The following is a 25,545-nucleotide window of genomic DNA, read 5'->3' as shown; positions in this document are numbered from 1 at the left end:
CGAACTAGGGTTGGTTGCCGTAGGCACAAGTTGCAGAGCCATGTGAGTTCAAACTCTACTTCACGAGCGGGGTTATCGTAGGGCAGGTTCGAGTGTATTTGCCATTCGCCAAAATTTAGCCACGCATGGTGCGATCATCTCGTCGTCGTTTCCCTCGGTCCAAAACACACTCACGCCCAATAATTCCGGTCCAGCGTGCGATAGTTAATCGCTTCGCTCAAATGCAGTGCGGTGATTTTATCGCTGCGGTCCAGGTCGGCGATCGTGCGGCTAACGCGGAGGATTTTGTCGTGGGCGCGAGCCGAGAGGCCCATTTCTTCCATGGCCGTTTTCAGTAGCGTCTCCGCATCGGAATCGAGACGGCAGAATTTGCGGATTTGTCGCGGGGCCATCTTGCCGTTGGTCTTGATACGGTGCTCATGAAAACGGGCTCCTTGGATTTCTCGAGCCGCTTCGACCTGCTGTCGCATCTCGCCGGTGCCGGTGCCCGGCGCCATGTCCGAAAGTTCGCGAAACGGTACCGAAGGGACTTCGAGGTGAATGTCCACGCGATCTAACAGCGGGCCGCTGATCTTGCCCAAGTAGCGTTCGATTTGCAGGGGATTGCATTTGCATTGCCGCCGCGGGTCGCCGCGATATCCGCACGGACAGGGATTGAGCGCCGCCACCATCATCAAACTCGCCGGAAAGGTAATGCTGCCCATCGCACGTGAGATCGTGACGTTGCCGTCTTCCAGCGGTTGCCGTAGGACTTCCAAGGTCCGGCGATTGAACTCGGGCAGTTCGTCCAAAAACAAAATGCCGTTGTGTGCCAGCGAAATCTCGCCCGGAGACGGGGTACTGCCACCGCCAACCAAACCTGCTTCGCTAATCGTATGGTGCGGCGCGCGAAAGGGTCGCGTCATCATCAACGATTCCCCCGCATTCAAACGGCCGACCGCGCTATAAATTTGCGTGGTCTCCAAACTCTCTTCGGGGCTAAGTTGCGGCAAAATGGTAGGCAGACGGGAAGCCAATAACGTTTTTCCCGTCCCCGGTGAACCAAGCATTAGCAGATGATGGGAACCGGCCGCAGCAACGGTGACGGCGCGTTTGGCAAGCTCTTGGCCTTTGACATCCTGGTAGTCGATTTCATATTTGGCCAATTCGCTCAGCGCGCGTGCCCAGCTAAATTGTGTGGGCTGGACATCCAAGCGATCGGAATAGAATCCCACTGCCTCGGCCAACGAGCCGACGGGGATTGCTTCAATCTCGCCAACGACGGCCGCTTCTTGGGCGTTCTCCACGGGCACAAGCAAGCCCCGCTTGCCCTGCGCGCGAGCGGCGATGGCCATCGACAGCACCCCTTTGACCGGGCGAATCACCCCGTCGAGCGCTAACTCTCCGACTGCGGCATATTCTTCGAACCGCTCCGACTGCAACTGCCCGCTGGCGGTCAGCATGCCCAAGGCGATCGGCAAATCGAACGAGGCAGCGTCCTTGGGAAGATCGGCTGGCGAAAGGTTGATCACGATGCGATCGATCGGCCGGTTATAGCCACTATTGACCAGCGCACGTTCGATGCGATGCGTACTCTCCCGCACCGCTGCCTCGGCCAATCCAACAAGAATGGTCTTGGGCATCGCGCCGGGGGAGATATCAACCTCCACCTCAATCGGCTCGGCATTGATTCCCAACAGCGAGTAGGTAAAGAGTTTAGCGAGCATAGAGCGTGCTTGCGGGAACGGTCAGGGAAGTTGTCTGAGACGCAATGTCCCCATTGTGCCGAGAAACGACACGGACCGCAAGCCGAAATGAACAAATGTACACAAATCCGAAAACTGCAGTCAGGCTTGGGGCGGTTGGCGTTGCGTTGGTATCGCGACGATATGGTTTTGGCCACGAATCCGTATCCAACAGATGCCTTGAACAATCCATGTTCCGGCCGCAACCAAAAATGTATTACTGAAATACAAGCCGACGAACCAAAATAGACCCTGCGCGAGTTCAAGCGTCCCATTATGACCATTGCCAAACATGTCAAAGGCAAATGACAAACCAACTAGGGCGAAAGAGCAAACGACTAGAAATGGCGGTATTAAAAACAAGCATACAAACCTAGCCAAATTCACACCACGGGCAAAGCTGACTGTCGGTGGCTTTGCATTTGCCTGCGATGAGTGATTCGCGAACAGCATCGCCGTCATTTTGGCACAGACGCCTTCAAAGGACATGGCGATATACGTGCCGAGAAGGGCGCCTATGGCTCCGTCCATCATCATTGAGACCACAAGGCTGTCATTACCTATCCACGCGTTACACATCGCCCCAACCAGACCGCAAAAGAAACTCCCTCCCAGCAGTTTCTGAGACGCTTGCCAATAATCGACTTTTGAATTCGTTGCGTCGGCCATTCTCCTAACTCCTCGATAGCGTCAAGCGGGAGGGAAAGCTAACGGCGATTTCTACGGCAAATTAGATGGGGCGCCCGCTAAAAATCCAGCCGTGTCCAGAAGATCTGTTGCCGGTCGCCGCGGCGGCGGTAGTCTTCGAGCATCGTTTCTATATCCGGTTCGGGGAAGTCGTTAAATCGCATGCGGTTTTTCATATTCACGCGGAGGCGGCTGTCAAAATCGACGACATCGGGCGACAGCCACACGGTATTACGTTCCGCTCCGGATGAAATACTGATCGTGTTGCCGGGTGAAATGTGAACCTTCAGCGGCATGGCGCGCTTACCGCGGCGGCGGCGGTTCGACCAATCGGTCACGCCGATGGTATCGGGAAGGCCCTGTGCTTCGAACCAATAAAAGCGGCCGTCGGTTTCCCGCATCGTCTTCATTTCGTAATCCCGCAGCGTGCGCGGACGAGTTTGCAAGGCCATCCACGTGAACAGCTTGTGGATCTCCTCATAAAAACCTTCGCGACCACGTCCGATGTATTCGACGTAGATCAGGTCATAGCCTTGCATCATCATCCGCATGAGTACGCCGGAATTTTCTTTGGGGACTTCGCGGTCCAATTCGCCGCCGATGACGTACAACGGCAGATGCTCGGCGTTGCTCCAATAGAACTGACAGTTGTTGCGAATCACGCCGCAAATGGGAATCACCCCGGCAAACATGTCGGGATGAGACAATCCGATATCGAACGCGGCGTCTCCCCCCATGCCGTGGCCGGATAGAAAAACCCGGTCGGAGTCGACTTGAAACCGGCGGCAAGCATCGTAGATCGATTCGATCACGCCGTGATGACTGTCGGAGGAGTAGGTGTGGGCAAACGCGCCCGGCGCCGCATATTCGGGGGCGATGACGATGTACCCGTGACGCTGGGCCTGTCCCGCTCGTTCGTCTGTACCAGCCCACCACTCGGCTTCTTGTTGCGTGGTCTTTCCCTGTTCGTGGAGAGCGACAATCATGGGATAGTTTTGGCCGGCGTGGTATTCAGGCGGCAGTATCACGGTGTAGTTAACAGCCGGTTCCTCCTCTTCAGCGGGAAGGGCGACTTCAAACGGTGCTCCCACGACAGCCCCTGGAGTCTTCACGGCTGAGGGGAGCAACGGCAGGATCCGCGCAATACTGGCCGCATCGATCCCTTCCAGCTCATCCAACGCAACCACGATCTCCTGTCGCCGATAAGCCTCAGCGGGAAGTACGGCCAGGTACTCCCTGACCAACTCCCGTGCTTTCCACAATCGCAGCGCGCGGTCCAAGTCGGTATCGGCGTGACTGCTACCTACGACCATACCGGAGATCGCCAGCGCCAATTGTTCATCGGCGGGCAGGCCGCCATCTTTGGCGTACAGAAAAAAGGACTCCAACCGGTCCATCGTAGAAATATTGAAAGCGGCAATCAGCGGCTCGGCGAGTTCGTTCACAGCATCCGCGTGGTCTTTATTGCTCAAGGTAGCGGGAAGTTCGTGAAGCTTGGTAACAAACAGTTCGCGCTGCTGCTTTTTATTTTCATAGTCCGCCGTCATTTCGGTCACGTCGCGGAGGATCGAACGGCTCACATCCTCGGAGGGAAATTTGAGCGAGCTCTGGTAAACGAGTTGATGCTGCCCCGCGGCTCGTCGCAAGTTGAGTTCGTCGAGCAATTGCTTGGCTTGCATTTGCGTTAATTGCAAACGCACATCCTTCACGTCGTCGGCGAATTCGGGAAAATCCTTTTCAATTGCGACCAATTCCTGCTTGGCGTCGCGGTACATTTGGGCCTGCAAATAGAAACGCACGATGGCCATGCGGTGATCGGGGTCGTCCGGCTTGGTCGCTTTGTCGAGGAGGGCCGCCAACGTTTTTCGGGGCAGGGAACTCGTGGCCATCCCTGAATCCCATCGATGATTCATGCCTTCAAGTTTCAGGTAATCAGGGCTGATTTCGGTGATCGCCTGAATCACAACACGCTCTTTTCCGCCGGCGTTGATCGTGATCTGCCGCCGCCCCCATTCGTCGAAAGGGGTCACCTTGAGGAACCGTCCGATCTGTTGAATGGCGACTGCGCCGCTGCGGCCATGCTGCGGGAGTTTAAAGACTTGATTCTGTCCGCCCAATTGATCCGGCACCAAATGAGCGACTTGTGTCCGCGGGACAAAATAGCGAGCCAGACCGGTGTCGACCATCGTGACGTTATAGACCGTCGTTGGCCCCCGGTTTTTGCCTCCTCTGGGGCCCGTGCCGAGTCCGAATAGCGGCGTCGAGCGGCCTTCAAGTCGGGTTCCGTCTTTGAGCGTGACTTCATCGGCGGCCAACGGCGAGAGGCATGCGCCGCACAATCCGGCGAGCACAATCACTCGCAGCGGGGTTGCGAGCGCAGTGAAACACGTCATCGACACACCTCTTTATCGTATGAATGCAATCGAACGGGTTGAGCCACGAACCCGGGTAGCCAAGCCCCCGCAGGGACGACTTCAGCAATCGCCTACTCTTATTGTGACCCGATGCCCAGCGGCATCAAGTGTTTTTTCTGGGCCGGGAGACGAAATTATCTCAAATTCGCCGGCCACTTGCGTCGGACCGGGAGCCCGTATCATTTGATTTCGGCGGCCAATGCAACGAAGACGAAGCGGTTTCACCACAGCCGGAATTGCCGATGTAATCGGAACGCCCTAACACCTGTCCAAACGACTTTTTCAGCAGATCGGCCGAATCTCGTTTCGAATTGATGGAGACCGACTCCAGCTGCCTATATAAATAAATTGGGGAATGTTTCACGGAGGTAGGCTAATGCGTAGGGAAAGGCAATCCACAATGCGGCGATCACTGCAGCAATGATCGCCAAATACACAATCAACCCAGCTCCACCGAGCAAGGAATCGCGGAAGCGCCTGAGTCCCCGCCAACGACGGTACCAGCGTTCCTCTCGGTCAATACGATCATACAAATGGTTGAATTGTTCTTGTTTTTGCGCGGCTCGTTTTGTGATGAGTTTTTGCTCGACAATTTCCAAGAATTCCGGAAACGATGCTAAGGGAGCGTAGGCGGCGTCCGCTGAGGTTTTGCCTTTGGCGCGGGTGCTGATATTTCCCGCTTTGAGTTGTTGTTGCACCTGTGCTGTGCGGAGTTTGGAAACAATTTTTTTGCCTTGCGAATCGCGGTACTGCACGTACCACCATCCCCCCGATGTGGACTTTTGACTACCGGAAGTCACGGGACGCATGGACGACGAACTACTCGGTTTGACAGGGCGACGTCGTTCTCGCGGCGCCGGCTTACCCGCACTTGGTGGGGATGTCGAACCGGGCTGTGAGGACTGGGCCGACGATCGCCGCGCACGCGGGGTATGCCGTACGGACCGGGACGTGGAGGGCGAGACAACGGCCTCTTCGGCAAAGCTGAGAGTCTCCACATCCATTTGCAGGCTGTCGAGGTCGTTGATCAGATCGGAACAGGTTTGATAACGGTGACTAGGATCTTTGGCCAACGCCTTGTCGATGATCAAATCCAACCGCTCCGGAACAGCCGGATTCACCCGCCGCGCCGATTTGAAAATGCCGCGTTCTTTGGCTGTAATGATTTCCAGCGTCGAGTCGCCCTCGAAAGGATGCGCACCGGTGACACAATAATAAAGCATGCAACCGAGGGCATAGATGTCGCTACGGCCGTCGACATATTTGGCGTTGCGCGCCTGTTCGGGCGGCATGTAATAGGGGGTGCCCAACCCCGTGCCGCTTTGCGTCATCGACATATCATCGTCAAGCGCCTTGGCTAACCCCAGATCGGCCACTTTGACGATCCCCGATTTCGTGACCAGCACGTTGTCCGGTTTGATATCGCGGTGAATGATGTTCAGTTCGTGCGCGTGTTCCAATGCTTCGGCGCACCGGAGGGCGACGTGTACCGCATCGCCTACCTCGATGCGCGCGAATTTTTTCATCCAGTCATGCAGGCTCCGCCCATCGATAAATTCCATCGCGACATAATGAATGCCATCCGCCTCGCCAACAGCATAACCTCGCACAACGTGCGGGTGGTCCAACTTGGCCATGCTGCGAGCTTCTCTATAGAACCTTTCGATGAAAGATTTCTTGGAAGCCAATTGCTTAGAAAGTGTTTTGAAAGCAACTTTTCGGTCCAGGCTGACTTGGTGGGCTAAAAACACTTCGCCCATTCCACCTTTGCCCAACCGCTTCAGGAGCTTGAAGTCGCCGATTTGGGTGGACTTCTTTTTCTTGGGCGTAGGATTGTCCGCCATTGCTGGGGCCGGTTGCTTGGATTTAGGTTTGTTGATCTTACGCGGTGTTTTTGCTTTGTCTTGACCGTTTTTTGTATCGTCCAATGTGCGTTCAGCGGTCTGGTGAGCGGCGGCATCATGTGCCGCAGCATCCGCATCCGATCGCCCGGAGCCTGATGCGCGGTCTCCCGGTGCTCGGCGGAAACGATGAAAATTTCGCATGAGTCCCTCACTCGACGCCACTCATTGGACCGATCAAAAATGCGGCGCCTCCCCCGCGCTGGAAGGCGATTCGAAATTGATCGGCTCGGAAATGAACAAAGGTCAAGATGATATGTGCCGCGACGAGAAAACGCTGATCTAAGCTATTATCATGATTTCACCGGTACGTTGCAAACGAATTTGACGACGGATCACCATTTCGGAACCATGTTTTCAATTTGTTTACCAGTATCCCCTCAATTGACGCACCCCTTTTTGTCGCTTTTACGATACACTGCAACCGTTTTTCAGCTGCTGGAGAATCCTCCGCACATCATATTCTGTTATATTCGCAACTTCGAATTGTCCTGCGTCCACTAACGACAACGCCCACAACGGGAGAATGCACGCTATGCCGGCCATCAGCCCGCTCACTGACGAACAAAAACGCATCGTCACCTCCAGCCTGATGGTCCTGGCAGCGGTCGCCATTGCCGGTGTGTTGATTTTTACGCGGTCGGTGATGGTCCCCTTTGTGATTTCGATCTTTATCGTTTCGATCGTTTCGCCAGTTGTGGACTACCAAGTGATTCACCTCAAATTTCCACGCTCAATCGCCGTCACGGTCGCGCTGTTGCTCGTGCTGGCATTCGTGTCGATCTTTAGCTTGTTTGTCTTCGGTGCTGTCCAGCGTGTCGGCACCGCTGCCTCGAACTACAGCAGCACAGTCGAAGGTCTAGGCAAGGAATTTGGGAACAATATTGCCGAGATGTTTGGTATCGAAGAAAGGCGAGTGACGCAAATCATCAACGGGTTGGCCGCCGATGTGGCGAAAAGTATTCCGAACATGGCCCAACGCACTGCTGGAACCGCCGTCGACGTTCTGTCGTCAGGATTTTTTGTGTTGATCTTTGTGATCTTTCTCTTAGCGGGCCGCAATCCACACGTCATTCGTAAAGGCATTTATGCCGAAATTGACCAAAAGATCCGCGCGTACATTTCCACCAAGGTGGCCCTGTCGGCTGCGACCGGAATTGTGGTCTGGGGCATTCTCGAATACTACGAACTGAAATTCGCTGGCATCTTCGGTTTATTGGCCTTCATGCTGAATTTCATCCCCTCAATCGGCTCAGTGATCGCCACGCTGCTGCCGATACCGGTGGCCTTCGTTCAATTCCGGGCCACCGATGCCCCACACACACTAGAATGGGCGCCCCTGCTGGGCGTCATCATCTGGCCCGGTGTGGTGCAAATGCTGGTGGGCAACGTTATCGAACCCAAGTTGATGGGCCGGGGCTTGGAACTGCATCCGGTAACCGTCGTGCTCATGCTGGCCTTCTGGGGCCTGCTCTGGGGGGCGATTGGTGCGATCTTGGCGGTGCCGATGACCGCCGTGCTGCGGATCGTGCTCATGCGGTTCGATGCGGGCAAACCGATCGGCCGACTCTTGGCGGGCGAGTTACCCGGTTCGACGCTGAGCGAGAATGCCTAAAACGCTCTGACAATACCGCTCGCCGAATTAGCCGGTCAATTCGACCGCAGTCGTGGGTCGGTGGCGTGTTGCAAACCTTCGCCGATGAGGTTATAGGCCAACACGGCCAAGAAAATAGCCATACCGGGATAGAACGTCATCCACCACATATCGAGATTGTTCCGCCCGGTTTGCAACATCGTGCCCCAACTGGGATTGGGGGGCGGAGTGCCGAACCCTAAAAAGCTCAGCCCCGCTTCGATGAGAATCGCTGAGGCAATCCCGAACGAAATAGGTACCAGCACCGGCGCCATGGCATTGGGCAGAATGTGCCGGAAGACAATTCGTAGCGGCTTGTAACCCATGGCCCGCGCCGCGGAGACAAATTCGGTTTGTTTGAGTTTCAAAAACTCCGCACGCGTCAATCGCGCAATGCCCGTCCAACCGGTGCAGCCAATCACGGCCATGACATGCCAAATCGTCGGTCGATCAATGATGGCAATCAGCGCCAGAATCAACACCAGGGTTGGCACGCACATCACGACCTCAATGAGCCGACTGACGATCATGTCGGTCCAGCCTCCCAGATAGCCAGCCAACGCGCCGACAGTGATTCCAATGGTGGAAGCAATCCCCATCGAAACGAATCCCACCAACAGTGCGATCGTCGTGCCATGCACCATCTGAGCGAAAATATCCACTCCGCGGGTGTCGGTGCCGAAGATGTTGTATCGATTCGGCGTCCCTTCATCGCGCGACGGATTAGCCGGCTGCCCGGGCATTTCCCCTTCACGGATCCGACGAAACGGATCTTGATAGACCAACGGCCAAATGGCCCAACTGAGAGGATCTTTTTCTTTCAGGTTGACGGGATACCGTTTGCGAAAGCGATCCTTTTGAAAGACCGGGTTCTCCCAAGTATTTTTGAAGTACCCCATTGCTGGGAAATAAATGTGTCCCTTGTATTTGCAGACAATCGGTTTGGTCCCGGCGATTGCCGGGGCAAACAGTGCAACGAAGGCCATGAAGCAGACGAAAGAAAACGCCGCCATCGACGTTCCCCGGCGACGGAAACGGGACCAGGCCTCTCTCCAAAATCCAACCGATTTGGAAACCTTGATTTCGGGTGGCATTGACGTCGGTTCACTCATGGAAACGCAATTGTGCTCAAAAAAATGAAATTGAAGCCGTTTAGTTCAATCGAATTCGCGGATCGACAACCGCGTACAAGATGTCAGCCAATAATTGCCCCGCCAATGTGAGAATCGCGAACATCAAAGTCAATCCCATGATCAGGGGATAGTCCCGCGACGTCAGCGACAGGAAATACAACTGCCCCATGCCAGGCCATTGAAAAATTCGTTCGAGGATCACCGCTCCGCCCAGCAGTCCCGGCAATGTCATGCCAATCATCGTGACCAGCGGAATCAATGTGTTGCGAAAGGCATGATGCAAAACAATCGACGACGGGCCGACCCCTTTGGCTTTGGCGGTGCGGATGTAATCTTGTCGAATGACCTCTTGCATGTTGGCGTTGATAAATCGCGAATAATAGGCGAGCGAACCGTAGGTGTAACAAATGATTGGCATCGCCGCATGCATCATGATGTCTTTGACTTTGCCGAACGTGTCCAGCGTGTCATACGTCTCCGTGGTCGTCATGCCATACAGCGGTAGCCAGCCCAGTTTGACAGAGAGATAAATCTGCAAAAACAGGGCCGCCACAAATGCTGGAAACGAGTACAGCATATAGAGCGATATGCTCATCACCCGTTCGTCCATCTTGCCGATACGAACCGCTCCGACCAGCCCCATGGGGATGGACAACATATAGGCCAGCAGCAGCGAACTGATGGAGAGGATCAGCGTCGGCGCCACATGCTCCCCGATCACCGTCGTCACCGGTTTTTTCCACGACAGCGACCGCCCTAGATCTCCCTGCACCAAATTGCCCACCCATTGCACATAGGCTTGCGGCCAGGGTTTGTCGAGACCGTAGGACTTTTTCATCCGCTCATACTCGAGCGGGCTGATGACTTTGCTGGGATCGACCATGGACAGGTCCATCGTCAATGGATCGCCCGGCATGTTGCGGATCAACGCAAAAATAATGAACGTGATCAGCACCAACGTGAGGGCACCCAGCAGCAACCGTCGGATGATGTAGCTTACCATACAACTTTCAGGGGACGATAATCTTTGACCGAAGAGAAACAGGGATTCAAAGCGCAGCCGAGTTGCGTGGGCTCAATGCATGGCTGGTTTATAGATGCTGCTGAAACCCGGCCCGTAGTTATACGGGCCACGCGGGCTGAAACTATAGCCCCGCAATTTCTTGTTGAACCCGTAGAACGAATTGCGGTAGTACAACCAAGTGTAGGGCTGGTCCTCCCACAAGATCTTGTGGATCTTGGCGTAGATCGCCGCACGTTTTTCAGGGTCGAATTCCCGTTTGCCCTCTTCGAAAAGCTTGTCGATTTCCTTGTTGGCATAACTGCCGTAGTTCCGGCCGTTTTTGATGGCGTTTGTCGTCCAAATGTTGCTGCTCGTATCCGGATCGGCGCCGGTTCCCCAGCCGGCAAACGCAGCTTGGTAATCGTGCTTGAACATTTTTTCCATCAACACGGGAAACTCCAACGGCCGGACGTGGCAAATGATCCCCAACTGATCCAAGTTCTCCTTGAGCAGTGTGCACATATCGATCCGTTCTTGTGCAGTCGCACACAAGATCGTGAACTCAAACTTCTGCAGCTTGCCGCCAATCATCTTGTCGCGGATCCCATCACCATCGTTGTCGACCCAACCGGCCTCCTCCAACAAGTCTTCGGCCTTGTCGAAGTCTTGTTTGTACGGCGTAAGTTTTTCCTTGGGATACATCTTGGAATCGGGGTGAAACGGTCCCAGGCAGGGAGTATTCAAGCCATAGAGCAGCGTGTTGAGCAATTCTTCGTGGTCGAACGCATAAGACATCGCCTTCCGCACACGTTTATCGCTAAAGAAAGGCGTCTTCGTATTCCAGTTGAAGTGAAAGCTGACCCATTCCACGCCGGTGACTTTTGTATTGTGCTTATAAAAATCATCGCCGTCGGTTTGCGTCATCCACAACTCGGGCAGCAGTTCCATCTCTTCAATTTCGCCGTTTTTGAGCGCTAACAGTGCTGTGTTCGATTCCTCCAAAATCCGGAAACGAATTTCTTTGAAGTACGGCTTGGGGCGAACCTGCTTGCCTTTGTACATATAGTATTCTTCGCGGCGGGTCAGGACGATTTCCTGTTTCGGCTTCCGATCGGAAATCACGTACGGTCCACCGGTCACCGGTGCGTTTTCATATTTCACATGATGTTTGCTATCTTGCAGCGTGTAATCCTCATGCAACGACTTTTCATAGATATGCTTGGGGATCACGCTGAAGTTCAAATTCCATGTGTTGGTTGCCAACGGCTCTTTGTGAAAATAGACCAGCGTCTGATCGTCATATGCTTCGATCCAACGAATTTGATCCGTTCCCGACCGCTGAGCGGGGACGGGCACTTTGGGGTTCATGATGGTTTGGAACGAAAACACGACATCATGAGCGGTGATCGGCACGCCATCGGACCAAACGAGGTCGTCGCGCATCACGACTTTGTCGTACATTCCATCCTCGCTGGAATGCCACGACTTGACGGTGTCGGACGAGGCCAATGGATTGAAATCCCAATCGAAACCGAACAAGCCAAAGCTTGTGAGGCCGACGACGTTGAACTCAATCGTAGAACTGACCAGCAAGGGATTTGTTGTTTTGACGTCCCCGCTGGCGCGGCGATAAATAGACCCGTCCCAATCGACATCGGAGTCCGATTCCGGCAGACGTCCCAGGGCGCTCAAGATTTTGGCGTTGTCTTCTTTGGATTTGTTCTTCAACGCCAGTGCTTCTTCGGTCGTCGCCAAGACTTCTTCATTGGCCTGCCGCAGTCGCAATAACTCCAGCGTGTCCAGCACCGGGCGTTCGACCCATTTGACCTTGGCGTCGAGTTCTTCCAGCGGCGGGGCATCGAACGGATGAAGCAGGATTTCCGGTTCGGCTTCGGTCTCAGTTGCTGTCGTGTCACCGGTGGTCGAAGCGGAGTCCTCATCGCCACCCCAACAGCCGACTAAGCACATCGAGCAAATCGCAAACGCAAACAGCCACCCCTGGGAAAATCGTGAAAGCCTACTCATGCCTGCCAATCCTTTATCTACGCGGGATTCACCGCAACACGCGCCAATCGTGCGGGGTGCGGGTCGATCTCTCCATCCGGTCCTTTGTTTTGAGACCGGCAACCAGTCTGGATTCTGGCAGAGACGTGGGATTCGGGCAACCCTAGAATCTAGGGAACCTGTAACGGCCACCAGACGGCCACCGTCTGCATGATAAAAAGTGGATTCTCCACCGATTCATCAACCCATTCGCCCCCAATCGTGACAAGGAATCCGTATTGCCACTGCCCCACAAATTTGCCGCACATCGTTCCTGGAGTGCCGAAACCGCCCTCGACTTGAGCAAACACCCCCGACTGGATGCCGCCTGGAAAAATTCACAACGACTCCTGCAGCAGATCAGCGACCAACTGCAAGCGGCCGCACTGGATCCGCGGATTCTCACCGTGGCGGCCTCGGGGTCGTTAGGCCGCATGGAAGCAGTCGCCGGTTCCGACGCGGATTTGATTGTCGTTTTAAGCGACGAAATCACCACCGATTCGCCACAAGCGCAACAGGCCTGTGATTCTGTCTGGGAGGCATTGGGAGCATTGCAGCTCCCCCACTCGCGGCGCGGCGGAATTTTTTCCATTCCCACCACCCCCGCCGCTCTCTGCAACGTCGACGTCCGTGGGAAAATCGACGAGCACATCCCCACGTTCGGAAAACGGTTCCAATTGTTCTGCGACGCGCAACCAGTTTACGGCACGGTTGCCTATGAGCAATTACTGCCTGATGTGATCCGCTGGTATACGGCAGCCACCTCTGGTGATGCCACAACTGCCTGGTGGCGGTATTTGTTGAATGATCTCCTGCGGTATTACCGTTCGATGTGCGTCGCCGCTCAGTGGGATCAGTCGCACGGCGCTGGTTTTCAACGGATGCGAAGCTTCAAACACGCGCACAGCCGCACGGTGATGTATGCGGGGCTGCTGTGTCTGTTGGGAGAATGCAGCAGCGTGCCGCACGATCCGCTCCAACAATTTCAGGCAATGCTGCGTCTCACGCCACTGGAGCGATTGGCCTGGTCCTGCCCATCAGCCGAGAATGCCGACATGGCGGCGATCGCGACGATCTATGCCCGATATCTGGAAAAGTTAGACGATCCGACGTTTCGGCAAACGCTATTGGACGACGACCTCACCGAAGCCCATGCCGCTGACTGGACGATATCGGGTCACGATTTGCGCAACGCGTTGTCACGATTCCTCGATGAGCGACGGCAACAGTGGGCCCCAGATTTTGCCGCCGCACTGTGGTTATAGGTTCAATAGCGGTTAATAGATTCAAGAGCCTGAATGCATTTGCATCTTCAGGCCTCGGTTCGTTTGGCCACCATCGTAATGTGGCATGACTGTGCTGGGTCGGTTTCGGGATAATCGTGGCGAAAGTGGACGCCGCGACTTTCGGTGCGCTGCCGCGCGGCTGCGATCATCAATTTGGCGGCGAGCATCATGTTTTGTAGCTCCCAGCCCTCGGGAGAGGCGAATTCGCGGCTGGCGACGTAGCGATTCCAAAACTCGACGTTCTGGCCCGCTTCGTTCAAGTCGGTGTCATCGCGTTGGATACCCACCTTGCGCCACATTTCGCTGGTAAGCGAATTGCGGAGGTCTTTCAGATCGAGTTGATCTTTGTCGTCGATACTCACCGTCGGCCAATCGCTTTCGAGCGGCAGTGCGCGATATTGATCGGGAATCTCCGCTGCTGCGACCGCTGCTCCGTGTCCCGCCAACCGGCCGTAGACTACTCCTTCCAAGAGGCTGTTCGATGCCAAGCGATTCGCGCCGTGCAGTCCTGTGGACGTGACTTCCCCAGCGGCCCAGAGTCCCGGCAGTGTGGTGCGGGCATCCCGGTCCACGGTCACCCCCCCGACCATATAATGCGCGCCGGGGCGGACGGGTATCAGATCGTGAGCGATGTTCAATCCAAATTCCGCACAGACTTTGCCGATATGGGGAAAACGCTCTTTGATCATTTCCGGCGGCAAATGCGTGAGGTCGAGAAACACGTTGGGGTGGTTGGTCTTTTTCATCTGCAACGTAATCGCTTGACTGACGACATCTCGCGGCGCCAGTTCCAACCGATCATCATAGTCGGCCATAAAGCGATGCCCGGTCGCATCGCGCAGGTACGCACCTTCTCCGCGAACCGCCTCGGATATCAGATGCCGCGAGCTGCCGGCGATGTATAATACGGTGGGGTGGAATTGCATGAATTCCATATCCCGCATTTCGGCGCCGGCGCGGGCGGCAATCGCGTGTCCGTCGGCTGTGGCGATTTGGGGATTGGTGGTTTCTCGAAACAGACACCCCGCGCCACCGGTTGCTAGAATCGTCTGTTTGGCCCACACAAAAGTTTTGCCGTGATGCGGATTCCACACCAGTGCCCCGCGGCAAACTCCTTCGTAGGTCAGCAAATCAATCGTAAAGGTTTCGGGCCAACACTGAATCCGCTCCGACTGATTGACCTCTGCAATCATCGCCCGCATGATCTCTTTGCCGGTCGCGTCTCCCAAGGCATGGGCGATGCGGCGATGGCTGTGCCCGCCTTCGCGCGTCAGCGCCAGTTCGCCATCTTCGCGATCGAATTGAGTCCCCAGTCGGATCAACTGCTGAATCCGCTCCGGGGCTTCGCGGATGACCATTTCGACAACATCCGGATCGCACATCCCTTTGCCGGCGGTGATTGTGTCGGCAATGTGATTGGCGATTTCATCCAAGGGATCCAAGACGCCGGCGATTCCCCCCTGGGCATAGACGCTGTTGGATTGCACCAAAGCATCTTTGGTGATCACTGTAGCTTGCAGCGGCGCAGGGACTTCCAACGCAGCGCTTAGCCCGGCGATTCCTCCCCCGAGAATCAAGACATCGGTGAAAGCATGCGGAATCCGTTTGGGATGAAACCGCACCAAATAACGGTGCAATGGCGAGAAATTGATATCGGCCACGGGGATCGCGTTCTATCAAAACCGAGGGAACGGAAAAAAAGTGCAGCCGCACTATACCCAATTGCGGCGACATTCTCACCTTCTCCGGGCTGCCGCCTCAGATCGTCATTGCTGTAAACCCACCGTCGACAGCTATGTTGGTGCCGGTCAGAAAACTTCCGGCGACCGGTGAGGCCATCAACAACACGGCCCCGGCCAATTCTTCGGGCGACCCGAAACGATCCATCGGCGTGTGCCGCATGATGCTTTCTACGCGGTCGGGAGTGAGCACCTTGCGATTTTGTTCCGCCGGGAAAAACCCAGGCGCCAACGAATTCACGCGAAGCCCTTGCGGGGCCCATTCGCGTGCTAGGTTTTGCGTGAGGTTGATCACCGCAGCTTTAGTCGCGGAATAAGTGAAGACGCGCGACAAGGGGATCATGCCGCTTAGTGAGGAAATATTAATGATCGAACCGTTGACTTTGTTTTCCAACATGTGCGCGCCGAAGACCTGACAGGCGAGTCGCACACCGCGAAGATTGACGTTAAAGATGTTGTCCCATTCGTCGTCGCTGATCTCTAAAAACGGCGTAGCCGAATTGATCCCGGCACCGTTGACGAGCACATCCACTGTGCGATTTTGGCTGGTGACATGCGCAACGATGGCTTCGAGGTCTGCGCGGCTGGTGGAATCAGCCGCGACGAATTCCGTCGAGCCGCCCAGTTCTGTAATCCGTGCGACACAGGCAGCGCCCAATTCGGCATTCCGCCCCACGATCAATGTGTGGGCGCCGGCTTGTGCGAGTGCGGCGGCAATAGCTCCGCCCAGGACACCGGTGCCACCAATGACCACGGCTGTCCGATCTTCCAGACCGAAAACTTGTTGCAGGTAATCCCCAGGAGTGTGCGATGTCATTGCGTCAAACGAATCCCAAAAACGGGCCAGCGTAAATGAATCAACGCCGAGCCGAAGAAATAATCGTCGTTTCTCAGCCACGGCAAACAGATGGCGGCGCGACACCGCCAACTCATCCGATGAATTCCACGTCGACCGGCTTGGGAATCACGCCCGCTTCGTGCCCACGGTTGAGCAGCAATTGCACTGCTTCGCGGCCACGGGGACCAAAATCGAGCGTCCAGTCATTGACGTACATGCCGACAAACTTATCTGCCTTGCCGTGATCCAGATTGCGCCCGAACTGCAGGGCATAATCCAAGGCTTCCTGACGATGATCCAAACCGTACTCAATGCTCTGCTTGAGCAAAGCGGTCACTTCATGCATGGCCTGTTCGCCCAGATCCTTGCGGATGGCGTTGGCGCCCAGTGGCAACGGTAAGCCTGTCTCATCATGCCACCACACGCCTAAATCGACGATCAAGTGCAAACCTTGTTCGCCATAGGTCAATTGGCCTTCGTGAATAATCAACCCCGCGTCGACCTTGCCCGCCTCGACCAAGTTGAGGATTTCGTCGAAGGGGTGTATCTCGTATTCGAATGTGTCCCCCAGCAATAACTTCAGCGCCAAAAACGCCGTCGTCAGTTTGCCGGGAATGGCGATGGTTTTGCCTTTGAGGCTTTCGATACTTCCCGCTTCCCGGGCGACGACCATTGGTCCGTAATTGTCGCCGATGCTGGCGCCGCAGGCGCATATTGCGTAAGTATCGGTGAGATAGGCATATCCGTGCAGACTGACGGCCGTCAATTCCAGTTCGGCCTTGAGCGCGCGTTGGTTGAGCGTCTCGATATCCTGCAGGGTATGTGTAAAGGTATAATTGCCTGTTTCGATCTTGTCGTTCGCCAAAGCATGAAACATAAAGGCGTCGTCGGGATCGGGACTGTGTCCGACCTGAATCAAAGTCTTAACCTGAGACATGAATGCGTTCTGCCAATTTTTCGTGTCGAGTTGAGTAAAAACCTGCTATACCGTGAACTAACCGAGCCAACTCGCGATCCTTAACCGCAGGATGTCGAGATTGTCGAATGGATGCCGAATCGATACACTTCGGGCGCCCGCAGGCGCGTCGCCAAACTGAAGTGCAGCCTAACTTCCGCGCCGGACCGCCGCAAGGGTCACAGTCGCATTGCCGCCTCATCCTCCACCGGACCCAAGATTGGGCTAAGTTTCGAACAGATCGAAGACACGCTTTTTCATGTCCGTCGAGTTCAAAAAGATTGACGATGACCAACTGCAGCGGATGGCGGCCGAACCAATTCGCCCGCTATTTGCTGTCTTCGACCACGCACGGGCCATGGTCCCCTGGGTGGTGGTACTGGCCTGTTTACCGGCGCTGATCGCGGTGATGTATCGTCCGTTGACCGACTCGAATGCGGCATGGGGGCTCAAGGCGCTAAAACTCTCCTCCGCACCGACCGTCAGCGCGTTTGTCGCTCCCGGATCGAACGACGAATCGATTCCTTACCGTTGGCAACCGCCATTGATCAGTTGGTTGGCTGCGTGGGCGACCGATGTGTTCGGGACGTGGTCGCTTTCGGCCCTGATGCTGGCTCCCTTTGTGGCGAGCGCCTGTTTCTTAGGTGCGGTCTATGCGCTGGCATTTCGCATCGGCGATGCCAAACTCGGATTATTGACGGTCGGCTTGGCGGCATTTCACGTCAATATCCTCACCAACACTCAAACCGTGTCGCCAATTCCTGTGGGACTCTTTTTTGCCGTACTGACCATCTGGGCTTTCGTGGGACATATCCACAAATCAAAAACAACGCTCTCCGCCAATTTGTTGATCGGAGGAATTGCGTTGGGCTTTTGTTTGTTGTCCGGCGGCATGCTGGCCATTGTCGTCGTCATCACGTTAGCCTTGCATGCAATCGTATTAAAACGGCCTCTACGACGGGCTGCCGATTTGCCTCCTGTGCCTCGCAGCCAAATTGTCAACCGTGCTCCGACCTTGCGCTCCCTGAGCGTGATGTCACTCACGGCTTTTGCCGTGGGCGGCTGGTGGGAATTGATGATGGGATATTCGCAAGGTCAGCCGTTTTGGCGCGCCTGGATAACGGGCGACGCAGGGTATACGACTGCATTAAAACCGGTTGCCAAAAATTCAGCCTTCATTCTTCCGCGCGATGCCAGCGAACTCATGCTCGTTTTAGCGGGACCGATTTTGTACGGCTTATGGATGGCGGTCCGTGAAATCCAAATTGGGGAAAAGCCCAAACGATGTCGTGACCTGCAACTGCTGATTATCTGGACCATTGTCGCCGGAATCTGCTGGCAATTGGCCCGCACCAATCAATTCACCGCCGCCACCGGAGAATTGATGTGGAAGGGGTTCCTGCTTGTGCCGCTGTTAACGCTCGGCGCTGGGGGGATTCTGAGGATCCTGGAAGGACATGTCTCAACCTGGTCCGTGGCCGTCGTCGGTTTAATCACCGCAGCGAATCTTATTTGGCACGCGCCGGCGCATTTGGCGAAGACGGGATTGATCACGATGTTCATCATGATTGTGCTGATCGGCGTGTTAGCCTTGATCGCATCGTTTCGCACCGAATACCGAACCGTTTCTCCCTATGAACGTCGAGAATCGCGACTGCTGATATCAATCTTTGTCGTCATGCTCGTGATCGGGCATTGTCTTTCCGGATTCATGGCAGTTCCCCGCGCGGGTGTTCCGGACGAAGAATTGAAACGCATGTCTCATGCCCTGCTAAAACTTGAACAACCGGTCACGCAATTCACGATCGTTTCGGCCGACCCCAGCGACGCAGCGCCGATTCAACTCGAATATCTGGCGCGGGCCACATGGCCGACGGCGCAGGGAAATGTGTTCACCAATTGGAACGACGTACCCAATTGGACAGACGTCGGCGCGGTCAAGAAAGACATCCCCATCACCAAGCAAACACCGGCGCATGTCTATTTCTTATGGCAAACGCCGCTGATTCCATTTGCCGCCGCGGGAGCCCACAGTGACATCATGCGCTTTCAGGAATACTTCCAACAGCGGCAGATTTCTGTGTTGGTTCGCCCCACAACCGGCAATTGATTTTAGAGAATTCGCATCTTAAAAAGCTGTCCAGATGCCTAGATCGGTCAGCAAGTTGCCTCTCAAATCCCGCCTGCCACTTGCCTACAAGCGTTTTCTGCTTATCTCAATCGCGAACCTGACACGGCTTAAAAAAAATGATCGAGGACGCGAATTCCGTCACTATCCGGCTTGACGCGTTTTCGGGAAATCCATATTGTTCCGCCTCGTTTGGAGCGGAGCACAAGGATGTGCCCGATGAAAGCAGAAACGAAGACGTCAGCAAGGATGCGGGCGGTTTCTGTTTTCCTCCAGACGGGAAATCACTTCTCAGTTCATTCCTACAAACATCGCGGCTCACCTCAGTTTCAATTCCGATTCCAGTTGTCAAAACTCATCGACGACTGAACACGGCACTCCCAATCAAAGGCAGTTGAAACAGATTAGCGGACAATTGAATATCCGGAGCCAATCGCCCCGGAAGTGGCTGGAGTCTTTCGCCCCCCTGGGACCCGCTGCTTCCGGGCATTTTTTTGCCCCTGGTCTCTTTGGGTTTCAAGAATGCTCGGAACGCTGAGACGCAAGGAAATCTGCTTTCTAAATCGCCGCAGATCGTTCCTACTCAACCGCAGGATTAGTGGCCTTTTCTAAGGTGCCTATTTGACGGTCACTGAGCGAGAAAAGCTTTTGGCAACACCAGGTGCATTGACTGGCGGCTTGGGAAAAATCCCTGCGGCGATGCCGCCTCCCAATTCCTCGAGTCGCCATCGGTCTTCGGGATCCTCGGTGTCGCGGGCCACCGACGTAATAGCATTCATCAGTCCGAACTTTGATGGTATCCCTTCTGCGAAGACTCGTTCGAGAATCAAACGGACGATGTTTCCAGATGGACCGCCCGGGAACCTCGAAATCATTGGCAACAATGTGAGTGCGAGGTTGATTTCGTCATGGAGCGTCGAACGAATCTGCTTCACGGAATTTCTAAAAGACTTCTCTTGAGAACAAGCCGTAATGGCTTCGCTAATAATTGAACTTAAGTTCTCCGACGTTTCGTCGATGGATCGCTCAAGTCGATAACTGTACAACGAATGCGCCATGACGGCGCCGTTGCTGCAAACTTCGCGGAGGACGTAAGGAAACACGCAGATTTCATCCAGCGTCGCCTTTAAGGCCACACCGCCTTGCAAACGGTCCTGGGGCTGGACGTCCTCGAACCGCGGAAATACGGATCGTTGGAAAAGTCGCAATCCGTCGTCAAACGTATCGGTGATCCGTCCCGATTGTGACTCAATTTCTTCGACAAACAGATCGCTGATTTCCGACGTCGTGAGACAGGAGCTAGACATGATTGCGCGTCTCCAAATCGACAAGAGGGAGTAGAAGCTGGACGCATATCGATGGATCGCTACTGACTGAGTGCAGTCCACCGTCAGAACATCTACAGCATCCCGCGCTCTCAATAGGAATTCAAGATGGATATCCTTGTTTTGAGAGTCGTCCAACCCAGAGTATTCTCAGGTGACACTTTCGCGCTGACTGATCGACCGAAAGCAATTCGATCGCTCGAATCAATGACGCGATTTCACATCCATGCGGAATCTCAAGTGGTCGCGGCAGTGTATGAACTGGGCGTGATTCGGAGTTTTGAATTCAAACTCTAGCCTTGGTCCGATAGCCACCCAAACAATCGTTGCCGCTCCGCCTCGTCAAACGTCCCCGCGTATTCGCTGATCTCGTAAACTTCAGCAAATTCAATCGTGCGGCCGCGCTCCTCGCCATACGCGGCAAGCAACTCATTGCGATACCGGTCTGCCATCGGCCGTAGATGCTCGCGGTACCAATCGGACAGCCACTGCAATTTTTCGGCCGGGTCATCGCTCAACTGGTCGCTAATTCCCAAATTGTACGGCAGCCAGTCGAAGACCTGCGACTTATGGCAAGCCAGCATCGCCACGATTATTTCGACCTGTTCCCCGACATCAATCACAACATCGCCGACGAGCGGATTCGGTTTGGTGAACCGGTCGGGCATATAGGCCACAATCGGATCGTGTCGCAGCGCAGGCACCTCCGGCACAACATGCGGAACGGTGACCATATAAGACGCGTCCTGCACGGCTTGGCCCACGGCGCGGTGATCGGGATGATAATCATTCACGCGATGCGTGAGCACCAGATCGGGTGCAAATTGGCGAATCTCGGCAATGATCTTTCGCCGCACATCAAGCGTGGGTTGTAGCTCGCCGTCAGGAAATTCCCAGACGTCATACGTCGCCCCAATCACACATCCAGCGATAGCAGCTTCTTTCTTGCGTAAGGCGGCCAATTCATCGGGCGGAATGGCCTGATGCCCGGAACGGCCATCGGTCACCGACACAATTTTGACATCATGACCAGCAGCGCAATACCGCGCCACCAAACCTCCCGCATGCCATTCAGCGTCGTCAGGATGCGCGCCGAGAATCAACAATTTCAATGGTGCATTTTTCATAGTCGATGCATCATCGCGCAGCGCATTGCAAAAATCAATGCGGATACAATCAACGAATACCCCACAACAAAAGGGTGGCCGCGATAGCTCCGCTATCGCGGCGGGCGCAGCCCGCAAGAAGCCGCAATTTACGCTCTCTTTGACCAGGGTGGTCTCATTGACAGCGGCAGATAAAACAGCAGTGACTTATGCCTGCGACGCGCAACCGCCGTGCGGTCGGCCACCCCTGCGACTTGGTATCATTCACTTGCGTCATCATCAACGCTGAGCAAGATTTCAATTCCTACTAATCGTTTGTCACCATCGAAATCTAAGTAAACAAGCGGGCCTTGATAGTCATCAATAATTTCGTGAAGCCCGATCGTTTTAGAGACAGAGCCTGGCGTCTCCAAATTATCAGGTAACGTCACGTATGCACTACGGGCCTCATCCTGTCCGGAACTAAATTTAATCCGCTGATTCGACACACCCCATGACCTCTCAAAATAGCTATGGATGATATGCGTGTATTCGGCCCAGTCTGAATTGGCTGAGATACACAGCAATTCCCGGGTGCCGAGATGACTTTGATATCGGGACTGGCAAAACCCACGAAAAGCCGCCGCTTACAATCGCCTAAAAAGAGTAAGCCGACTTAGCAGAGGCCACTAAAACTGCTGCGCCTTGTGCCGTCGGCTATCATTGCCGCACAACGAACGATCGGCGGATCCCAACTTCAATTCCGTGGAGCGTGTTGCACGCTTACTCGATTAAGAATTCTTCTTCGCCGCCGCAGCCTTCTTAGCCCGTTTCTTTTTCAACCGTTCTTTAGCATCGGCGATAATCCCTTCGGGATCATCCAAAAATGCTTCGCGGCAACCGCTGCAGCACAGGTAATACGTCTTGCCTTTGTAGTCGATCGTGCTGGTTCCCTTGCCGCCGGTCACGATGCATTCCGGTGATCCGCCACCGACCTCGGCAAGTTTCGTCCCTTGCCGCGTGTAGCCCACCTCGGCGACGCGACCAAAGCGTTTCTGCTTCGCGCCTCGTTTTTGAAACAGCACCAATGTCCGTTTTTCATTCAGTCGCGTTACGGTGATTCGATACACAGTCCCATCGGCGTCGGCTGGGGACTGAAGCACTAGCTTGTCGTCTTCCACTTGCCCTACATAATTGCGTTTGGCCCCATCAGGCAGCACCGCTTCGAGAGTGTAACTCTTCGACTCGGGATCATACGTGAGCTTGGCTGTCTTGAGTTGGTTGCCTTTTTCGACAACGTACCGCAAAGCGGGTTGGTCCGATTTGAGTTGCCAGACCCATTCAGCCTGCTCCAGCCAGGCACCACGATTCGATCCCCGCCGGACTTGCCCCACACCGCGCCAGCCACCGATCAGCGAATTGAATTCCTCCAGCGCTGCACGAGCGGCGGCGCGATTTTCGGCCGACATTTTGGCGGGCTGTTGCTCATCCTCAGCCGCAACCATCCCGGCGAACAAGAGACTGGTTAGCAACAACACAGCAGAGACACGAATCCGCATAGCAGACAATCTCCTCAAGCACCGGGAGCACAAAGCAGGAAACGACGACAGCGGACCGGAGAAGTCCGCCTCTGCTCTATTGAACACCACCGACCAAGAAAAGTCCTGGTCAAAAGGTGGATTTTCCGGCTCTGCCGCGTAGAAACAGCGGGAATGAGCGAGTTTTTACGTTCGTTGCAGCAATTTCCGCAAATTCAATGGGCAGAACCCGGCGCGAATTCTGCTCGAGAATGCGTCTTTATGCCGGTTCGGTTTCGCGAAAGCGATAGCCCACGCCGCGGACGGTTTCCACCAGATCGGAATAGGTACCCAACTTTTGCCGCAGCGAACGGATGTGCACGTCGATGGTCCGCTCCAGCGACAAAGCATCTTCCCCACGACAGGCTTCCATCAGGTCGGCCCGTTTGAACGGTCGTCCCGGTTTGCGGACCAGCGTCCACAATAAATCGAATTCCGTGGGAGTCAGGTCCAAAACATCGCCACCGGCCAACGCGCGGTGATTTAGCCGATCAACTTCGATACCGTGCTTGGAGACGAGTTCTTTACTCGGCTCGCCGGACTTGGACCGCCGCAACAACGCTTTGATCCGTTGAATCAGTGGCTTGAGTTTGAAGGGTTTGGTGACGTAATCGTCCGCTCCCATACGGAAGCCGACGATTTCGTCCACCTCTTCGCTCTTGGCTGTGAGCATCAAGACCGGAATGTCGCTCGTGCGAGAATCACTCCGCAATTGCCGACAAACTTCTAGCCCTTCCATCACAGGCAACATGACATCCAGAATAATAATATCTGGATGATGCGCCCGCGCCTGATTCAAGCCGTCCATGCCGTCGGTCGCCGACAACACTTCAAAGCCTTCGTTTTCGAAGTTATACGTGAGGACGTCAACCAGTGACTTTTCATCCTCAATGATCAAAACTCGTTGGTCCGACATTGTGCTCTGACAACGTCCTCGTTCTGCGACTTGTGATAGTTGAGTTATTTTTCCACCACCCAAAAGTTGCGAAACCGCACCGGATCGCCGTGGTCTTGTAAAAACAGACTGCCGGGAAGTTTCTCGTCATTTTGACCACCGCCCGGAGTTGTGTGCGGCAGTTTCAATTTGTCGTGAATCACCACCCCGTTTTGTCGTACCGTGACAATGGCCGGGGTGACTTTCTTACCTTTTGAATCGAACTTGGCGGCTTGAAAATCGACGTCGTACGTCTGCCACGACAAGGGCGGCAAACACATATTTACCTTCGGCTCTTGGATCTGATAAAAGCCGCCGCACTCATTGTTCTTGCCTTCCAATCCGAACGAATCAAGAATCTGACATTCATATTGATCGTTCAAATACATCCCGCTATTCCCGCGACCTTGCCCCCGTGCTTCGGGCATGTACGGGGAACGGAATTCGAGGTGTAATGTGTAATTGTTAAATTTTTGTTTAGAACGGACGGGAACCCCCAATAATTTTCCGTCCTCAATTTTCCCTTCGGCCAATGCGTCAACATTTGTGCCGTCAAACAGCACAATCGCCCCCTCAGGCGGCTTCAGCCCCATGGTGGGGGAGCTGCGTTGGATTTTTCGCAGTTCAAATTTCACATCATCTTCGGCGATCCCCGCAAAAATGCCGTCCTTGATCGCGCCGTTGAAATTCAACCCCGTAAACTCGACGATATCGTCGTTGGTTTCCCCCTTGAGGTGAATCTTAGGCTGTCTGGGATCCCAACCGGAACCTGGCAAACCATTTCCAAACACCACCGCGTCGAATTTCCCATCGCCCCGCGCAATGACTTGCACGCCAACTTTGGTGTCCTTGCCGATTTTCCCTTCGTATTCCCCTTGAACCTGAAAATCCGGACCAGCTTTTTCGCCGTCAAGATAGGCCGGACCTTTATCCGCCGCTTCGGCTGCAGTCATGGAAATCGCCATCACAAAAAAGAGGGAAAGGATTGCGGTCAATCGAGGCATGATATTCTCCGGAGGAACAGTGGGGGGAATGAGTATCGGCAGTCGCGCTGTCAAACACAGCGGCGATGAAAGTCTATGCCTAATAGGGTAACCGTTCCCCGCCGGATGATCCACCGAACGAGAAAGGCAGATCGGG

Annotated in this window: 20 protein-coding genes; 4 read left to right on the top strand and 16 right to left on the bottom strand. The window is 54.8% G+C overall.

Annotated features, from left to right (window positions below; all coding sequences use genetic code 11):
- Positions 1–170: 170 nt before the first annotated feature.
- The 4 genes from CA54_RS13575 to CA54_RS13560 all read right to left on the bottom strand — a co-directional run bounded on the left by CA54_RS13575 (position 171) and on the right by CA54_RS13560 (position 6,870).
- Positions 171–1,706: a YifB family Mg chelatase-like AAA ATPase gene (locus CA54_RS13575; protein ID WP_146371275.1), complete on the bottom strand. Its 1,536-nt coding sequence runs from the start codon at positions 1,704–1,706 to the stop codon at positions 171–173.
- A 120-nt stretch (positions 1,707–1,826) separates the two neighbouring features.
- Positions 1,827–2,393, bottom strand: coding sequence for a hypothetical protein (locus CA54_RS13570; protein WP_146371274.1), 567 nt, complete (start codon positions 2,391–2,393; stop codon positions 1,827–1,829).
- 77 nt (positions 2,394–2,470) lie between these two features.
- A complete protein-coding gene (locus CA54_RS13565; RefSeq protein ID WP_146371273.1) occupies positions 2,471–4,804 on the bottom strand; it encodes a carboxylesterase family protein in 2,334 nt (777 codons plus the stop codon).
- A gap of 356 nt (positions 4,805–5,160) precedes the next feature.
- A complete protein-coding gene (locus CA54_RS13560) occupies positions 5,161–6,870 on the bottom strand; it encodes a serine/threonine protein kinase (RefSeq protein WP_146371272.1) in 1,710 nt (569 codons plus the stop codon).
- Between CA54_RS13560 and CA54_RS29360 the strand changes: the two genes are divergently transcribed.
- Positions 6,869–7,012, top strand: a complete 144-nt coding sequence (locus CA54_RS29360) for a hypothetical protein (RefSeq protein WP_197532446.1) — start codon at positions 6,869–6,871, stop codon at positions 7,010–7,012. The genes CA54_RS13560 and CA54_RS29360 overlap by 2 nt on opposite strands.
- Before the next feature lie 249 nt (positions 7,013–7,261).
- Positions 7,262–8,341, top strand: a complete 1,080-nt coding sequence (locus tag CA54_RS13555; protein ID WP_197532445.1) for an AI-2E family transporter — start codon at positions 7,262–7,264, stop codon at positions 8,339–8,341.
- 35 nt (positions 8,342–8,376) lie between these two features.
- Here CA54_RS13555 and CA54_RS13550 read toward each other — a convergent pair whose 3' ends face one another.
- The 3 genes from CA54_RS13550 to CA54_RS13540 all read right to left on the bottom strand — a co-directional run bounded on the left by CA54_RS13550 (position 8,377) and on the right by CA54_RS13540 (position 12,520).
- A complete protein-coding gene (locus CA54_RS13550; RefSeq protein ID WP_261343725.1) occupies positions 8,377–9,453 on the bottom strand; it encodes an ABC transporter permease in 1,077 nt (358 codons plus the stop codon).
- Between the two features lie 58 nt (positions 9,454–9,511).
- Positions 9,512–10,495, bottom strand: a complete 984-nt coding sequence (locus CA54_RS13545) for an ABC transporter permease (RefSeq protein WP_146371269.1) — start codon at positions 10,493–10,495, stop codon at positions 9,512–9,514.
- A gap of 72 nt (positions 10,496–10,567) precedes the next feature.
- Positions 10,568–12,520, bottom strand: a complete 1,953-nt coding sequence (locus CA54_RS13540; RefSeq protein ID WP_146371268.1) for a peptide-binding protein — start codon at positions 12,518–12,520, stop codon at positions 10,568–10,570.
- A gap of 257 nt (positions 12,521–12,777) precedes the next feature.
- On the opposite strand from CA54_RS13540, the gene CA54_RS13535 reads away from it, so the two are divergent.
- Complete coding sequence (locus tag CA54_RS13535) at positions 12,778–13,803, top strand: DUF294 nucleotidyltransferase-like domain-containing protein (RefSeq protein WP_197532444.1); 1,026 nt, start codon at positions 12,778–12,780, stop codon at positions 13,801–13,803.
- A gap of 47 nt (positions 13,804–13,850) precedes the next feature.
- On the opposite strand, the gene nadB is transcribed toward CA54_RS13535, so the two are convergent.
- From nadB to CA54_RS13520, 3 genes are all read right to left on the bottom strand, one after another.
- The gene (gene nadB / locus CA54_RS13530; protein ID WP_197532443.1) at positions 13,851–15,485 is read right to left on the bottom strand and encodes an L-aspartate oxidase; all 1,635 of its coding nucleotides are present in this window, start codon (positions 15,483–15,485) and stop codon (positions 13,851–13,853) included.
- Between the two features lie 97 nt (positions 15,486–15,582).
- Complete coding sequence (locus CA54_RS13525) at positions 15,583–16,380, bottom strand: SDR family oxidoreductase (RefSeq protein ID WP_146372383.1); 798 nt, start codon at positions 16,378–16,380, stop codon at positions 15,583–15,585.
- Between the two features lie 112 nt (positions 16,381–16,492).
- Positions 16,493–17,338 (bottom strand): menaquinone biosynthesis family protein, encoded by an 846-nt coding sequence (locus CA54_RS13520; protein WP_146371266.1) that lies wholly within the window; start codon positions 17,336–17,338, stop codon positions 16,493–16,495.
- A 277-nt stretch (positions 17,339–17,615) separates the two neighbouring features.
- Between CA54_RS13520 and CA54_RS13515 the strand changes: the two genes are divergently transcribed.
- A complete protein-coding gene (locus CA54_RS13515; protein ID WP_146371265.1) occupies positions 17,616–19,466 on the top strand; it encodes an ArnT family glycosyltransferase in 1,851 nt (616 codons plus the stop codon).
- Positions 19,467–20,101: 635 nt separating this feature from the next.
- Here the strand turns inward: CA54_RS13515 and CA54_RS13510 are convergent.
- The 6 genes from CA54_RS13510 to CA54_RS13490 form a co-directional block, all read right to left on the bottom strand.
- Positions 20,102–20,791 carry a hypothetical protein gene (locus CA54_RS13510; protein ID WP_146371264.1) on the bottom strand — a complete coding sequence of 230 codons (690 nt, stop codon included), beginning with the start codon at positions 20,789–20,791 and terminating at the stop codon, positions 20,102–20,104.
- A gap of 311 nt (positions 20,792–21,102) precedes the next feature.
- A complete protein-coding gene (locus tag CA54_RS13505) occupies positions 21,103–21,936 on the bottom strand; it encodes a PIG-L deacetylase family protein (RefSeq protein ID WP_146371263.1) in 834 nt (277 codons plus the stop codon).
- 239 nt (positions 21,937–22,175) lie between these two features.
- Positions 22,176–22,346 (bottom strand): hypothetical protein, encoded by a 171-nt coding sequence (locus CA54_RS29355; protein ID WP_197532442.1) that lies wholly within the window; start codon positions 22,344–22,346, stop codon positions 22,176–22,178.
- Positions 22,347–22,685: 339 nt separating this feature from the next.
- The gene (locus tag CA54_RS13500; protein ID WP_146371262.1) at positions 22,686–23,453 is read right to left on the bottom strand and encodes a YHS domain-containing protein; all 768 of its coding nucleotides are present in this window, start codon (positions 23,451–23,453) and stop codon (positions 22,686–22,688) included.
- Between the two features lie 238 nt (positions 23,454–23,691).
- Positions 23,692–24,387: a response regulator gene (locus CA54_RS13495; protein WP_146371261.1), complete on the bottom strand. Its 696-nt coding sequence runs from the start codon at positions 24,385–24,387 to the stop codon at positions 23,692–23,694.
- Between the two features lie 44 nt (positions 24,388–24,431).
- Positions 24,432–25,409, bottom strand: a complete 978-nt coding sequence (locus CA54_RS13490) for a 3-keto-disaccharide hydrolase (protein ID WP_146371260.1) — start codon at positions 25,407–25,409, stop codon at positions 24,432–24,434.
- Positions 25,410–25,545: the final 136 nt, after the last annotated feature.

The organism is Symmachiella macrocystis (genome assembly GCF_007860075.1).
GTDB classification, from domain to species: Bacteria; Planctomycetota; Planctomycetia; order Planctomycetales; family Planctomycetaceae; genus Symmachiella; species Symmachiella macrocystis.
This window is presented reverse-complemented; position numbering and strand designations above follow the sequence as displayed.

Excerpts from the sequence above, each read along its gene's own strand:
- CA54_RS13575 (WP_146371275.1), bottom strand. The coding sequence starts at position 1,706 with ATGCTCGCTAAACTCTTTACCTACTCGCTGTTGGGAATCAATGCCGAG.
- CA54_RS13570 (WP_146371274.1), bottom strand. The coding sequence starts at position 2,393 with ATGGCCGACGCAACGAATTCAAAAGTCGATTATTGGCAAGCGTCTCAG.
- CA54_RS13565 (WP_146371273.1), bottom strand. The coding sequence starts at position 4,804 with ATGACGTGTTTCACTGCGCTCGCAACCCCGCTGCGAGTGATTGTGCTC.
- CA54_RS29360 (WP_197532446.1), top strand. The coding sequence starts at position 6,869 with ATGAGTCCCTCACTCGACGCCACTCATTGGACCGATCAAAAATGCGGC.
- CA54_RS13560 (WP_146371272.1), bottom strand. The coding sequence starts at position 6,870 with ATGCGAAATTTTCATCGTTTCCGCCGAGCACCGGGAGACCGCGCATCA.
- CA54_RS13555 (WP_197532445.1), top strand. The coding sequence starts at position 7,262 with ATGCCGGCCATCAGCCCGCTCACTGACGAACAAAAACGCATCGTCACC.
- CA54_RS13550 (WP_261343725.1), bottom strand. The coding sequence starts at position 9,453 with ATGCCACCCGAAATCAAGGTTTCCAAATCGGTTGGATTTTGGAGAGAG.
- CA54_RS13545 (WP_146371269.1), bottom strand. The coding sequence starts at position 10,495 with ATGGTAAGCTACATCATCCGACGGTTGCTGCTGGGTGCCCTCACGTTG.
- CA54_RS13540 (WP_146371268.1), bottom strand. The coding sequence starts at position 12,520 with ATGAGTAGGCTTTCACGATTTTCCCAGGGGTGGCTGTTTGCGTTTGCG.
- CA54_RS13525 (WP_146372383.1), bottom strand. The coding sequence starts at position 16,380 with ATGACATCGCACACTCCTGGGGATTACCTGCAACAAGTTTTCGGTCTG.
- CA54_RS13520 (WP_146371266.1), bottom strand. The coding sequence starts at position 17,338 with ATGTCTCAGGTTAAGACTTTGATTCAGGTCGGACACAGTCCCGATCCC.
- CA54_RS13515 (WP_146371265.1), top strand. The coding sequence starts at position 17,616 with ATGTCCGTCGAGTTCAAAAAGATTGACGATGACCAACTGCAGCGGATG.
- CA54_RS13510 (WP_146371264.1), bottom strand. The coding sequence starts at position 20,791 with ATGTCTAGCTCCTGTCTCACGACGTCGGAAATCAGCGATCTGTTTGTC.
- CA54_RS13505 (WP_146371263.1), bottom strand. The coding sequence starts at position 21,936 with ATGAAAAATGCACCATTGAAATTGTTGATTCTCGGCGCGCATCCTGAC.
- CA54_RS13500 (WP_146371262.1), bottom strand. The coding sequence starts at position 23,453 with ATGCGGATTCGTGTCTCTGCTGTGTTGTTGCTAACCAGTCTCTTGTTC.
- CA54_RS13495 (WP_146371261.1), bottom strand. The coding sequence starts at position 24,387 with ATGTCGGACCAACGAGTTTTGATCATTGAGGATGAAAAGTCACTGGTT.
- CA54_RS13490 (WP_146371260.1), bottom strand. The coding sequence starts at position 25,409 with ATGCCTCGATTGACCGCAATCCTTTCCCTCTTTTTTGTGATGGCGATT.